Here is a 14,025-nt window from a genome sequence, read left to right on the forward strand (position 1 = left end):
CGGGTCAGCCCAGCTCGAGACTGGCAAGCAGGCCCCCGGTGCCGGTCACGCCCTCGAGCGCCAGGCTGGCGCCGGGGCGGAAGGCCAGCACAAGGTGGCCCGATGACAGGTCCGACAGCTCTGCCAGCCGCGCGGCGTCCAGCGACCCGCCCCAGAGCGCGGCGTCGATCACCAGGCGATCCTCAGCCAGGTCGAAATCGGTGATCGTGACGTGCCCGGTGCCGTTGGCCAGCACGAAGCTGTCGGCATGCCAGCCGCCGGTCAGCAGGTCGTCGCCGCCGGCCCAGTGGATCGTGTCGTCGCCATGGTGTCCATCGACCGTGTCGGCACCGTAGTCGACCTGGTCGGTGTCGTGCCAGGTGTCGTCGCCGTAGCCCAGCCAGACCGTGTCGTTTCCGAGCCCGCCGAAGACATCGTCGTCCCCGTCTCCGGCGGAGATGTAATCGCCCTGTTGCCCACCGTAGATCGTGTCGTTGCCGTCCCAGCCCCTGAATTCGTCCCGGCCGTTTCCGCCATACAGAAGATCGTCGAGGTCATCGGCGTAGATGGTGTCGTTCCCATCGCGGCCCCAGACGACATAGCCCTCTTCGACGTCCCATCGCCCCGAAAAGCTGACATGAAACCAGTCGTCGCCCGCGCCAAGATCCACCTCGCTCGAGCCGTTGCCGGTATCCACCTCGTCGTTTCCGGCGCCGGCATGAATGACGTTGATGCCGTCGTTATCCCTGATCGTGTCATGGCCCGCGCCGCCCCAAAGCGTGTCATTTCCGAGGTAATCGGTGATGGAATCGTTGCCCGCCCCGCCGAACACCCTGTCAAAGCCTGCGCCGCCGCTCAGCCTGTCGTCGCCGTCATGACCGCGCAGCGTGTCGGCCTGGTAGTCGCCGTACAGGCTGTCGTTCCCGGCGCCGCCAAGCAGGCTGTCCGCCCCGGTGCCCCCATCCGCACTGTCATCGCCGGCCCCACCCAGCAGCGTGTCCGCGCCGTCGCCGCCAAACAGGCTGTCGTTCCCGTCGCCACCGTCCAGCAGGCTGTTGCCGGTGCCGCTGGTGAGGCTGTCGTGACCGGCCCCGCCTTCGAGCAGGTTGTCGCCATCGCCGCCGTTCAGGGTGTCGGCGCCCAGCCCGCCCAGGATGCGGTCGTCGCCGTCGCCGCCCGTCAGGATGTTGCCGATCGCAGAACCCGTGACCACGAGCGCCAGCCCGCCGCCGCGCATCGTCACATGTTCCAGCGCCTCGACCACGTCGGCCGCGATGGCCGGGCCGGTGTCGTCCCCGGCGGAGCGCAGCGCCCAGGTGCCGGCCTCGAGGTCGATGTGCAGGTCCCGGGGGGCGCCCGGGCCGGGCAGCAGGGCTCCCGCGTCGATCTCGAGCGTGTCCTGGCCATCGCCGGCGTGGATCTCGTGCACACCCGGGCCGACAAGGATCAGGTCATCGCCGCCACCGGCCCGCACCAGATCGTGGCCGCTGCCCGTCGCGATGGTGTCGGCGCCGCGTCCGGCCTCGAGCGTGTCGTCGCCTGCGCCGCCGTCAAGGCTGTCACGGCCATCCCCGCCCAGCAGCCAGTCGGCCCCGGCCGCGCCCAGCAGCGTGTTCTCGCCCTCATCGCCGCTCAGCGTATCGTCGCCGGCCGCGCCGCCAAGCGCCTCGATCCCGGCGATCTGCACGGAAAAGGCGACCCCGTCGCGGCTGCCTGTCACGGTGCCGGTTTCCAGCGACATGATCATGCCCGCGACAAGGTCGCTGTCGCCCGTGACCAGGTCCTTACCCGCGCGGCCCCAGATGCTGTCATTACCCCCGCCGATGACAAAGGCATCTGCGCCCATGCTGCCCGACAACGTGTCGGCATGATCGGAATGGCCTTGGACAGAGCTGAAGATGCCGGCGATCGCGAGCCAGTCGAATGACGGTTCCCATATGTCGTCGGTTCCGCCGAACGGGTCCCGGATCACCCGCTGAACGGCGTCGAAGAACAGCCCGCGCGTCGCCGTGCCGGTGTCGTAATCGAGGCGTGCCTGGGCGCCGTCGTCGCGCCAGGTCACCCCCGCTTCGACATCGAGAACGTCGTCGCCCGCCCCTGGGCGCAGGATCACTTCGTGCGCCCGGCCGAGATGGCTCAGCGAATAGAAGTCCGATCCGTCGGAGCCGTTGAGCGTCACGACGAGGTTGCTGCCGGACGCGGAGCCGAGGAATGACAGCTCCAGCCTGCCGGTCACCTCGTCGGAGCGCGAGCCGCGGGCGACGATGTTCGAAGACCCCCCGGCCGTGCCGTAGCGCATCGAAACCCCGGCGTCGCGGGGGGCCAGGACCAGGTTGCCCTCGTAGCCCTCCCAGACCTCGAGCGTGCTTCGGCCCGTTGCGCCGTCCATCAGCAGGACCGCGTCGGGGCTGCTGCCGCTGCGGACGATCAGCCGATCGTCCCCCTCGCTGACAAGGACCGTGTCCTGCCCGTCCGACAGCATGATCGTATCGTCTCCGACCCCGCCATAGAGCCAGTCGTCGCCGAGGTTGCCGTCGAGCAGGTCGTCGCCCTCGTCTCCGACCAGGACATCGTCGCCCTGGCCGCCGTAGATCGTGTCGGCGCCTTCCTGGCCGCGCAGCGTGTCGTGGCCCTGGCCGCCCTGGATCGCGTCGTCGCCCAGGAGCCCGTCGAACAGCATGGCGCCGGAAAAGCCCGCCGCGCTCAGCGTGTCGTCGCCGAAGGAGCCGTTCACCTCGTCGATGTTCCGCAGCGTGTCGCGGTCGCCAAAAAGGTCCGTGGCGATGCCAGAGGCCATGTCGACGCGGACGCCGCTCGTGCGCCCCGACTGGATCGATTCCGTGCGGTAATCGACGGCGCTGTGACCACCGCGCCCGTCCAGCGTGTCGTTGCCCGCATGGCCCACCAGCAGCTCGGCAAAGCTGTCGTGGCTGCCGCCGAGGATCAGGTCGTTGCCGTCCGACCCGCCGAACCCCGTCAGGTGGGTAAAGCTGTCGTCGATCTCTCCGCCGGCCGACCGGGCGGTGCCGCCGCCCATGTCGTCCACGGTGATGGTCAGCCCGCCTATGCCGGCGACACCGTAGTAATCCAGCCGCCCGCCCCAGCCGTCCTCGAGCCAGCCGTCATGGCCGATGATCGTGTCGCGGCCGAAGCCCGGCATCAGCACATCGCCCAGGCGTTGCGACCAGGCGTCGCCGCCGCGCCCGTCGAGGATGTCGTTGCCCTGGCCGCCGCGCAGCGTGTCCAGCCCGTCTCCGCCCGAGAGGCTGTCGTTGCCGCCCGATCCGACAAGCAGGTCGTAGCCGCGTCCGCCGAGCAGGGTGTCGTTGCCCGAGGATCCGGTCAGGCTGTCGTCCTGCCAGCCGCCGGTCAGGGTGCCGGGGGTCGTGCGCGTCTGCACCAGCGGAGCGGCGTAGCTGGCGCCCACGTCCAGCGCCAGCGTGCTGCCAAAGGTGTAGTCCTCGGCATCGGCCATGGCGATGTCGGTGCCGGTCACGACGCGCTCGGCCAGCCCGGCGCTGATGCCGTTCTCGGCCGCGAGGTCCAGCACGAACCGGCCGTGGTCGGCGGTGATGACCAACAGGGCGTCGAAGACCTGCCCGCTGCGCAGGTCGAGCAGGTCGATGAAGTAGAGGTTCATCGGATCCGGCCCGAGGTAAAGCGGCGCGTCAAGCCGTGACGAGGTCAGGAACAGCTCGCGCAGGCCGAAGCCGTCGGTCGGCAGGGACAGGGCGGTCAGGTAGCCGGGTTCTAGCGGAAACAGCGGCGTGGCCGCGATCTCGGTGCCCGCGGCAACCGAGAAGCTGACCTGCGCGGCGGTGGTCGGCACCGCAGAGCCGCCGGCCGCGACCATCCATCCGTTGTAGCTGTAAATCGGCACGCCTGCCCCCTGTCATACCCTGGTCCCCGGTCCGGGGTACCCAGCGGGGGCGGGAAATACAACGCGCAAGTTGCATGGCGCCGCGCCCCGGGCCGGGCGCGGGACCGGGGCCCTCAGCCCGCGACCACCTGTTGGTCGATCGCGCCGAACAGCGGCGCGCCGTCGCGCGCGCGGCATTCCATGCGCACCCGGTTGCCGAAGGACATGTAGGGCGTCGCCGGCTCGCCTTGGTCGAGCAGCTCGATCCCGCGCCGCTCGGCGATGCAGGAGGACCCGATCTCGCGGAAGGTCTCGTTCGACACGGTGCCCGAGCCGAGGATCGTGCCCGCCACCAGCTGCCGGGTCCGCGCGGCATGGGCCAGCAGCGCGTCAAAGCCAAAGGCCATCGGGTAGCCCTCGGCCGCGCCGAAGCGCGCGCCGTTCAGCTCGACCACCAGCGGCAGGTCCACGCGTGCGTCGCGCCAGGCCGGCCCCAGCTCGTCCGGGGTCAGGGCGACCGGCGCCATGGAGCAGGCGGGCTTGGCCTGGATCCAGCCGAACCCGGTCTTCATCTCGACCGGCGCGAGGCTGCGCAGGGACCAGTCGTTGATCTGCACCACCAGCCGGATGTGCGCGCCCGCGCGGGCGGCATCGCTGCCCATGGGCACCGCGTCGACGATCACGCCGAACTCGCCCTCGAAATCGATCCCGTCGTCTTCGGAGGGCAGCGGCACATCGGCGGTCGGCGCGATGAAGCGGTCCGAGATCCCCTGGTACATCAGCGGCCGGTCCTTGGGCGTCGAGTCCAGGCCGAAGACCTTCTGCATCAACGCGCCATGGCTTTCATAGGCCGACCCGTCCAGCCATTGCCAGGCGCGTGGCAGCGGCGCCAGAGCGGCGCTGGGGTCGAAGGGCGCGCCGCCGCCCGCGTTCAGCACGGCGCTTTGCGCCGCGAGCGCAGGCGCGAGGCTGTCCCAGTCGTCCAACAGCGCCTGCAGGGTCTGCGCCGCCTCGGCCGGGGCGCAGCGGGCATTGTCGCGGCTGACGATATGCAGGCGCCCGTCGGGGCTGCCGTCGGGCAGGGTGGCCAGTCTCATGTTTCCTCCGGGTCTGATGAAAGCGCGCCCGTGATCAGCGCGGCAAGGTCGGTGTCGGCTTTCAGTCCCAGCGCCGCGGCGCGCGCGGTCTCGAGGCCGGGGAACTGGCCGAACAGGCGCATCGCCTCGGGCTCTGGCGCGAAGGTGACACGGGACGCGCTGCCGGGGACGTGCCGGCGCAACGCCTCGGCCAGCGCGCCGAAGGTCGGGGCGAGGGCGGGCAGGGTCACGGGATCGGCCGGCAGCGGGCCGGGATGCAAGGCGGCGGCAAGGAAATTCGCCGCGACATTGCGGACCGAGGCAAGCCAGGTCCGCCCCCCGGGCGCGACCGGCAGGGTGATATCCTGCCCCCGTGCCACGGCCCAGAAGAGCCGCGACAGGAAGGCCGATTTCAACGCGCCATCCAGCCCGTCCCGCGCCACGATCCCCGAGGGGCGGAGCGACACGGCATCCAGCCGACCGTTGCGGGCCTCGCAACCCAGAGCGGTTTCGATCATCGCCTTGTGCGCCCCGTACAGCATGACCGGGGCTACGGGCGCGGCATCGGTCACCGGGTCGGGCAGGTCCGGGCCCAGCACGGCGATGGACGAGGCGAAGACAAGGCGCGTGGGCCCGCCGCGCAGCGCCTCGATCATCGCCATGGGCACGTCGACATTGATCTCGCGGGCGGCCACGGGGTTCGCCTCGGCCGCGCCGCCGAGCATCGCGGCGAGGTGGATCACCACGTCGGCCCCGTCCAGCATACGGGTGCGCAGGGTTTCGTCGCGCAGGTCGCCGACAAGGCACTCGGCTCCCGGACTGCCGGGCAGGGGCGCGCTATCGACCAACCGCAGCGCGGTGATGCGCGCATCAGCTTGCGCCTGCCGGGTGATCTCGGCACCCAGAAAGCCGCCGGCGCCGGTGATCAGTAGCCTCATTCGGGCGCCGCGCCGGCCTTCAGCGCTGCGTCATGGGCCGCCTGCGCCGCCTCCAGTTCGGGGTCGAACCGGGCGTCGGTCAGCACGAAGAGCATCCGGCAGATCTCGTCCGACCGGTTGGCCCAGGCGTGAATCGTGCCGCGCTGGATCACCACGTCGCCGGGGGCGAGGAGCACCTCGTCTTCGTCAAGCAGCAGCACGATCTGGCCCGACAGCACCACGCCGTAATCGACGCTTTCCGTGCGGTGCATCAGCGGATGGCGGCCGGGGATCGTGTGATCCTCGTTCCCCTGCAAGCCCACGGCGGCAAAGAGATCGCCGGCCTGATCCCGGTCGAAACCGGGGCCATCCTGGCCTTCGGGCGGGATGTCGACGATGCGGATCACGGTGCCGCCCTTGGGCGGGGCGGTGTCGCGGTGCCGGTCGGTCGGCTCATCCTCGGCAAAGCCCAGCGGCATGGGCATCTGCGCGGTGTTCCAGATCTCGTGGAACGCCAAACCGGGCTGGCCGGGAGGGCGGGTCACGTGGGGCAGGGCGCCGTCCGACAGGACCACGGCCATGCCACTCGGTTCATGGCCGGTGACGACGCGGCGGATCTCCTTGGGCATAGGCTTCCTTTCCGGGTCAGGCCAGCCGGCCGCCGAGCGTCTCGGCGAACCAGTCGGCGATGTAGCTGCGGCCAAAGCTCATGTTGTCCGCGCCCACATGTTCCACCCCGCCCTCGCGATCGGTAAAGATCTTGAGCTCGCGCCGGGGCGAATTAACCAGTTGGTCATAGCTTTGATGTGCATAGTCGAGCGAAATCTGCCGGTCGTTCGCGCCGTGGGTGACGAGGAAGGGCACGCGGATCTTCTCCATCTGGCCGTTCAGGTGCATCCCCGCAGCCTTTTCGAAGAAATCGTCATGGTCCCTGGCGCCAAAGACCCATTGCACGTGGTCCCAGTAGTGTGGGACTGGGTTCTCGCCCTCGCGGCTTAGCCGGCGCTGCTGCACCTCGGCCCAGTTGTGGTTGGCACCCCAGACCGCGCCCGAGGCAAAGCGCGGCTCGTTCGCGCAGACCCGGGGGGCGTAGTAGCCGCCCAGCGAGATGCCGGTGACGCCCACGCGGTCCGCGTCCACGTCGTCGCGCGCCGCCAGCCAGTCGTAGACCGGCGTGCCCCAGCGTTCGCTTTCGGCAATGGCCGGCATGTCCCGCTTGCGCAGCGACTCGCCCGTGCCGGGCTGGTCGAGGCAGAGCGTCGAGATGCCCCGCCTGGCCAGCGCATGGGGCAGCCATGACCAGAAAAGCAGTTCCTTGCAGCTATCGAGACCGTTGAGGTACAGCACCGCCGGGGCGGGGCCGTCCACACCCTCCGCCCGCGTATAGTAGCCGGGCAGCATCTGGCCTTCGTAGGGGATCTCGACCCGCTCGATATTGTCGTGGGTGTAGCCGGTGCCCTTGGCAAAGGCGGCGAGCGCCTTGTCATAGGTCTCCATCCGGCCGGGATGGCCATGGCCCTGCATCCGCTCGGCGGTCAGGTAATAGAGCGCGGCGCGTTGCAGCTTGGGCCCCGCCGACAGGAGCCGGCCCCTGGCCTCGTCCTCGGCGGCGAGTTCGACCAGCTTGTTGGCGACGCGCAGCCATTCCCGCAGGAAATCGGCGGTGCCGGCGTCTTCACCGTCTTTCGCCTTTTCCAGCAGAGGCTGGCACATGTCCATGATCTCGCCCAGCTCGGCGCCGCTGGCCATCGCGATCGAGACCGAGAGGTTCCAGACGTAATTCGGGAAATAGTCGAACATTGCCATTTGTTTGCGCGTCTTTCTTCAAGTTCAGATCGGTTCGGCCATCATGGCCATGGTCTTGCCGTTCAGCGCGCCCACGTCGACCGGTTCGACCTTGCCCATCTGGGCATCGCCGATCAGGATCGAGGTTTCGGCCACGTGGCGCACGCGCGGCATGCGGCGGGCGCGGTAGGCGGCAAAGGCGGCCTCGGGCGTCTCGGCCTGCACAAGTTCCTCGGCCAGCACCAGCGCGTCTTCGATCGCCATGCCGGCGCCTTGGGCCAGGTGCGGGGTCGCGGCGTGGACGGCATCGCCCAGCAACACCACGCGGCCCCTGTGCCAATCGCCGTCAAGGAACACGACCTCGAGCGGGCGGGCCACGACGCCCGCGTCATCTGTGATCTGGTCCAGCAACGCGGCGATCTGCGGCGGGGCCATGCGGGCGGCGCGCTCGCGCATCGCGGCGGCGGCGCCTTCGGTGGCCAGCTTGAAACCCTCTGGCTCCTGGCTGAGGACGAACATGTAGATCAGCGTGTCGTTCATCGGCACAAGGCCGGCATTGCAGGGGCCGGCAAAGACCTGGATGCCATCCAGCCCCTCGGGCCGCGCGAGGTTGTAGCGCCAGACCCATTGACCGGTGTAGCGCGGGGTCGGCGCGTCGGGCAGGATCATGTCACGGGTGGTCGAAAAGACGCCATCGGCCCCGATTACCACGTCGTAGCGGCCAGTCGAGCCGTCCGAGAAGGTTACGTAAACGCCGCTGCCGTCATCGTCCAGCGCGGTCACCGTCACGCCCAGCCGCACCTTTGCGCCGACCTCGGCCGCCTTGTCGGCCAGCACCTTCTGCAGGTCCGTACGGCGGATGCCGGCATTGGCGGGGTAGGCGGGGCCGGCGAGGCGCGGGGCGTCGAACTCGGCCACTTTCATGCCCTGTGGTCCTGCGAAAAGCGTCGTCTTGTCAAAGCCGTAGGCCTTGGAGAGGTACGCCTCGAGCACGCCGATCTGGTCCATGGCACGAATGACGTTCATCTGCTGGATGATGCCGACGCCGTAGACCGACCAGTCGGGGTCGCGCTCGATGATATCCACCGGAATGCCCTTGCGGCGCAGCGCGATTCCCGCCGTAAGCCCGCCGATACCGCCACCGATGACCAGTGCACGTGAGATTTGCATGATCGAAACCCTCCCTCTTGTGCGCGCACTTTAGGCAGGGTTCTGGCATATCAAAAATTGAAAGGTGCAATCGCTTGCATCCATCCAATCAATGGATCACTCCGCATCCGACAGATCGGACAGATCCGGCAACCGTGATGCCGCGTCGGTGAATAGCGCGCGCAGCCATTGGATACCCGGATCGTTCTCGCGGTAGGTGTGCCACTGCATCATCTGTTGCAGCGGGGGCATGTCGCCCGGCATCGGGTGAAACACCAGGTCCGGGCGGTCGCGAATGGCATGGGCGACCAATCCGTGCACCGTGGCCAGCCGGTCGGTGCCCGCGATCAGATGCGGCAGGGTCGAAAACGAAAACGACGTCACCTCGATCCGCCGGATCAGCCCGGCATCGGTCAGCCGCCGCCCATCGACCGAATGCGCGTCGTTCGGCGGCACCATGGCAATGTGGCCCGCCTCTTCGTAGGCCGCCTTGCTGAGCGGCGCGGCGCCATATTTTCCGTCGCGCCAGGCGCAGGCGACGTAGCGATCCTGGTACAGCGGGGCTGACGGGTGGTCGGCCGAGGTGAAATCGTTCGGGACGATCAGCAGGTCCACCGCCCCCTGGTCGAGCTGCAGGTGGGGGGTCATGGTCTGGGCGCGCAGGTTGAACCCGACATCGGCCTGCTGCTCGGCGGCCAGCGCGAAGACATGCGGCATCAGCACCCGCAGCGTGTAGTCCGAGAGCAGGATGTTGAACACCCGGTCCGAGGCCCGCGGGTCGAACCGGGGCTGGGTGTCGATCGCCGCCTCGGTCCGCACCAGGATGTCGCGGATCGCCGGACGCAGCGACTCGGCGCGGGGCGTCAGCTCCATCCGCCGGCCGACCTGCACCAGCAGCGGATCGTCGAAATAGGTGCGCAGCCGGGTCAGCGCGTTGGACATGGCCGACTGGCTCATGAACATCCGGTCCGCCGCCGCGGTGACCGAGCGCATCTCGAGCATGTGGTCCAGCGCGACCAGCAGGTTCAGGTCGAGTTTCTTGAAGCGCATGGTGGCAGGCTCCCGCAGTGATACCGTCCTTTCATATATCGACTGCTTGAATGGATGCCATCCAGATTTACAATTTTCTAAATGCCTGCCCCTTTCCTAATGTCGCCGAACAAAGAGCGAGGAGGAAGGCGCCATGCGGATCATTGGCCCGGACGAGATGGTGTTCGGGGTGGATACCCTCGAGGACAGCAAGGCATTTCTGCGCGATTACGGCCTTGAGGATGACGGCACCGGCCGCTTTCTTGCGCTTGACGGCACTGCGGTGACGGTGCGGGCCAAGGACGACCCGGACCTGCCGCCGCCGCTGCCGACCAACAACAATCTGCGCCAGACCATCTGGGGCGTCGAGGACCAGGCAACCCTGGACGAGATCGAGGCCGAGTTGTCGAAAGACCGGACCGTGAACAAGGCTGCCGACGGCACGCTGACCTGCCAGGACGACGCCGGGTTCGAGATCGCCTTCCGCATCACCCGCCGTACAGAGCTGAATTTGCCGCCCGAGCGCATCAACTCGCCCGGCGCCGCCCCCGGCCGCGCCGCGAACGAGATCGGCGCGGACGAGGACGCCCCCGCCAGGCCGCGCACGCTGAGCCACATCGTCTATTTCGTCCCCGACTGGGAGGTGATGGCCAAGTTCTACATCGAGCGGCTGAAGTTCGTGATCACCGACAAGTTCACCAACACCGGGCCCTTCCTGCGGCCCCAGGCGAACGACGATCACCACGTGCTCTTCATGATCCAGACCCCGCCCTACATGCAGGGGATCGAGCACCTGGCGTTCCACATGAAGGGCCCGACCGAGCTGATGCTGGCCGGCTCGCGCATGGTCAAGATGGGCTACCAGAGCTTCTGGGGGCCGGGCCGTCACAAGTTCGGGTCGAACTGGTTCTGGTACTTTTCGTCGCCGATGGGCGTGAACATCGAATACGACGCCGACATGGACAAGCATGACGGCGACTGGACCGAGCGCGAGGCGCCGATGTCGCCTGAGAATTCGCAGATGTTCCTCTTCGAGAACGTCGAGAAATGGGCCCCCGGCGGGCCGCCCAAGGGCAAGGCATGACGGCGCCCCGGGCGCTTTGCCGGCTGGACGAGATCGCGGATGGCGGGGCGGTGGGGCTCTGCCCAGACGCCCGCGGCCGCGCGACGGTGGTGGCGGTGCGGCGGGGCGAGGTGGTGCATGCCTGGCGAAACCTTTGCCCGCACCAGGACCGGGTGCGGCTGGGCTGGCGGCGGGATGCCTTCATGAACGGCGAGGGCACGCATCTGATGTGCGCCGCGCACGGCGCGCTGTTCCGGCCCGAGGACGGCATCTGCACCTCTGGCCCCTGCATCGGCGATGCGCTGAACCGCGTTCACGTGACCGTCGAGAACGGCGTGGTCCTTGGCCAACCCGAGGACCTGCCGGCCGAGGCCGTCGCCTGACCGGCCGCCGGATTTCATGGACTTAACGGGCGGGGAGGCCCCATGGCACGCAAGATCATCGACCTGTCGGTCACGCTGACCGACACCATCCCGTCGGACCCGCCGGGCCTTGGCCCCAGGATCACCTACATGGACCACGCCGGCGGCGCGGCCGAGTTCACGCAGATGTTCGGCCTGCCCGAGGGCGCGCTGCGCGACGGCGCGGGCGCGGCGGCCGAGCGCTGCGAGATCACGACGCATAACGGCACGCATATGGACGCGCCCTGGCATTACCACCCGACGATGGACGGCGGCAAACGCGCGATCACCATCGACGAGGTGCCGCTGGAGTGGTGCTTTGGCCCCGGCGTGAAGCTCGATTTCCGCGACCGGCCCAACGGCCACACGATCAGGGCGGCCGAGGTCGAGGCCGAGCTGGCCCGTATCGGGCACGAGCTGCGCCCCGGCGACATCGTGCTGGTCAACACCGCCGCCGGCGCCCGCTACGGCGAACCCGATTACGTCGGCACCGGCTGCGGCATGGGCCGCGAGGCGACGCTCTGGCTGACGGAGCGCGGCATGCGCGTCTGCGGCACCGACGCCTGGAGCTGGGACCCGCCGCTGATGGGCCAGGCCGCCCGCGCGCGCGAGACCGGGGATTGGTCGATCTTCTGGGAAGGGCACAAGGCCGGGGCCGACACGATCTATTGCCACATGGAAAAGCTCGCCAACCTCGACCAGTTGCCGGGCACCGGCTTCGAGGTGATCGCGCTGCCGGTCAAGGTCCGGGCCGGCTCGGCCGGATGGTGCCGCCCGGTCGCGATCCTGGACACGTAAAGCGCGCGAAGGGGGGAGAGACATGGGAGGAACAGGGGCCGAGCTGACCCGCACAGAGCGGGCGGCGCGCAAGGTGACGGGCGCGATCTCGATGGTCGCGATCACGGGCATTCTTGTCGGGGCCATCGTGGTCGTGGCCGATGTGCTGGGCCGGTGGCTGTTCGGCACGGCGGTCTACGCGCTGAACGAGATCATGTCGCTGACCTTCGCCATGGCGGTGGCGGCGACCATGCCGGCGGGGGCGGCGCACCGGGTCAACCTGCGCATCGACCTGCTGGCGCAGCTGACCGGGCCGCGCCTCTCGGCCTGGCTTTCGGTCGCGGCGTCGCTGGTCATGGGGCTGGTCTTTGCGCTGCTGGCCTACAGCATCTGGGGGCTGGCCCAGCGATACGGCGCCCAGGGCCGTGCGACATCGCTGCTGCGCCTGCCGTTGTCGCCCGCCTACACGGTGATCGCGCTGGCCATGGCCGCCGCCGCGCTGGTGCAGGGGATCAACACGCTGGCCGACATTCGCGCGGCGTTGCGGGTGCCTGCGGGCGGCAAGCGCTCACATCCGGCGGTGCTGGTGGTCGTCACGGTGCTGGCGGCGGCGCTGGCCGCGCTCACCGCCTGGATCCTCACCGACATGACCGGTTACGCCAATTTCGCCATGATGCAGCCGGGGCCGGTGGTGCTGATCGGTTTTGCCCTGCTCTGGCTCGGAGTCTTTGCCCAGCTGCCGCTGGCCGCCGTCACGGCCGGGATCGGCATCGTCGGATCGCTCGCCGTGATCGGGCCGCAAGCCTCGGTCAACACATTCGCCGGAGATTCCGCGTCGTTCCTGCTGAACGACCAGGTGGCGACCCTGCCGCTGTTCCTGATCATGGGCGCGTTCTCGGTGGTCGCGGGCGTGTCCGGAGACCTCTTTCACCTGGGCCATGCGCTGCTTGGCCGGTTCCGGGGCGGGCTGGCCTATGCCACGATCGCCGGCTGCGCGGGCTTCGGCGCGGTTTCGGGCAATTCTATCGTCACCTCGGCCACCTTCGGCCGCATGGCCCTGCCGGAAATGGAAAAACTCGGCTATGCCCCCACGCTTTCGACGGCCACGGTCGCGGCCGGGGGCACGTTGGGCGCGCTGGTGCCGCCCTCGGGGGTCATCATCCTCTTCGCGCTGCTGACCGAGGAATCCATCGGCGCGCTCTTCGTCGCGGCCATGCTGCCGGCGCTGCTGGCCATCCTGCTTTACTTTGCCACCGTGTTCATCGTCGTCTCGCGCAACCCGGATGCCGCACCCGCCGCCACCAGCGCGGGCCGGGCCGAGGTCGCACAGGCCTTCCTGCGCGCCGGCCCGGTGGTCGCGATGTTCGCCGTGGTGATCGGCGGGCTCTATGGCGGAGTCTTTTCCGTCACCGAAAGCGCGGCCGTGGGCGCGGTCGCGGCCTTTGCCCTTGCGCTGATGCGCGGCCGCCTGACCCGCGCCACCCTGCTGCAGGTCTTTGCCGAAACGACGGGCACGGTCGCGATGATCTACGCGCTGATCTTCGGCGGGCTGATGTTCGCCTTCTTCGTCAACCTTGGCGGCGCGCCCGACATGGTGGGCGCCTGGATCGCCCATATCGACGCGCGCCCCGTGGTCGTGCTGGTAGTGCTGATCGTCATCTACCTGGCGCTTGGCGCGGTGATGGACAGCTTTGGCGTCATGGTCATCACGCTACCGGTGGTCACGCCGATCATCCTAGACCTGGGCTACGACATGCTGTTCTGGGGCGTGCTGATGCTGGTGGTGGTCGAGATCGGGATGATCACGCCGCCCTTCGGCATGAATCTCTTCATCATCCGCAACATCGACCCCGATGTCCGGCTGGGCACGGTGATGCGGGGCGTCATGCCCTTCGTCGCCGCTGATATCGTCAAGATCGTGCTGCTGGTGGCCTTTCCGGCGCTGTCGCTCTGGCTGCCGTCGACCATGAACTAGGCGGGCCAGCGGCCG

At 68.8% G+C, this 14,025-nt stretch carries 11 protein-coding genes; 4 read left to right on the forward strand and 7 right to left on the reverse strand.

Annotated elements, in window-relative coordinates:
* Positions 1 to 4: 4 nt before the first annotated feature.
* The 7 genes from MF270_RS28180 to MF270_RS12030 form a co-directional block, all read right to left on the reverse strand.
* Entirely contained in the window at positions 5 to 3,859 is a 3,855-nt protein-coding gene (locus MF270_RS28180; protein WP_336246010.1) for a calcium-binding protein, read from the reverse strand.
* Positions 3,860 to 3,972: 113 nt separating this feature from the next.
* Complete coding sequence (locus tag MF270_RS12005; RefSeq protein ID WP_238366129.1) at positions 3,973 to 4,935, reverse strand: fumarylacetoacetate hydrolase family protein; 963 nt, start codon at positions 4,933 to 4,935, stop codon at positions 3,973 to 3,975.
* On the reverse strand, positions 4,932 to 5,852 hold the full coding sequence (locus MF270_RS12010; protein ID WP_238366130.1) for an NAD-dependent epimerase/dehydratase family protein: 921 nt from the start codon (positions 5,850 to 5,852) through the stop codon (positions 4,932 to 4,934). The genes MF270_RS12005 and MF270_RS12010 overlap by 4 nt, the downstream gene beginning before the upstream one ends.
* Entirely contained in the window at positions 5,849 to 6,460 is a 612-nt protein-coding gene (locus MF270_RS12015) for a cupin domain-containing protein (RefSeq protein WP_238366131.1), read from the reverse strand. Before MF270_RS12015 ends, MF270_RS12010 begins: the two co-directional genes overlap by 4 nt.
* 16 nt (positions 6,461 to 6,476) lie before the next feature.
* Positions 6,477 to 7,631 carry an alpha/beta hydrolase family protein gene (locus tag MF270_RS12020; protein ID WP_238366132.1) on the reverse strand — a complete coding sequence of 385 codons (1,155 nt, stop codon included), beginning with the start codon at positions 7,629 to 7,631 and terminating at the stop codon, positions 6,477 to 6,479.
* 30 nt (positions 7,632 to 7,661) lie between these two features.
* Positions 7,662 to 8,786 carry an FAD-dependent monooxygenase gene (locus tag MF270_RS12025; protein ID WP_238366133.1) on the reverse strand — a complete coding sequence of 375 codons (1,125 nt, stop codon included), beginning with the start codon at positions 8,784 to 8,786 and terminating at the stop codon, positions 7,662 to 7,664.
* 96 nt (positions 8,787 to 8,882) lie between these two features.
* Positions 8,883 to 9,815 carry a LysR family transcriptional regulator gene (locus MF270_RS12030; RefSeq protein WP_238366134.1) on the reverse strand — a complete coding sequence of 311 codons (933 nt, stop codon included), beginning with the start codon at positions 9,813 to 9,815 and terminating at the stop codon, positions 8,883 to 8,885.
* Positions 9,816 to 9,948: 133 nt separating this feature from the next.
* On the opposite strand from MF270_RS12030, the gene MF270_RS12035 reads away from it, so the two are divergent.
* The 4 genes from MF270_RS12035 to MF270_RS12050 are packed head-to-tail and all read left to right on the forward strand — an operon-like array spanning position 9,949 to position 14,010.
* Entirely contained in the window at positions 9,949 to 10,878 is a 930-nt protein-coding gene (locus MF270_RS12035) for a VOC family protein (RefSeq protein ID WP_238366135.1), read from the forward strand.
* Entirely contained in the window at positions 10,875 to 11,240 is a 366-nt protein-coding gene (locus MF270_RS12040; protein ID WP_238366136.1) for a Rieske (2Fe-2S) protein, read from the forward strand. Before MF270_RS12035 ends, MF270_RS12040 begins: the two co-directional genes overlap by 4 nt.
* A 42-nt stretch (positions 11,241 to 11,282) precedes the next feature.
* A complete protein-coding gene (locus MF270_RS12045) occupies positions 11,283 to 12,056 on the forward strand; it encodes a cyclase family protein (RefSeq protein ID WP_238366137.1) in 774 nt (257 codons plus the stop codon).
* Between the two features lie 22 nt (positions 12,057 to 12,078).
* Positions 12,079 to 14,010: a TRAP transporter large permease gene (locus tag MF270_RS12050; protein WP_238366138.1), complete on the forward strand. Its 1,932-nt coding sequence runs from the start codon at positions 12,079 to 12,081 to the stop codon at positions 14,008 to 14,010.
* The last annotated feature ends 15 nt before the right edge of the window (positions 14,011 to 14,025 follow it).

It is taken from the genome of Mesobacterium pallidum, from assembly GCF_019966535.1.
GTDB lineage: Bacteria > Pseudomonadota > Alphaproteobacteria > Rhodobacterales > Rhodobacteraceae > Mesobacterium > Mesobacterium pallidum.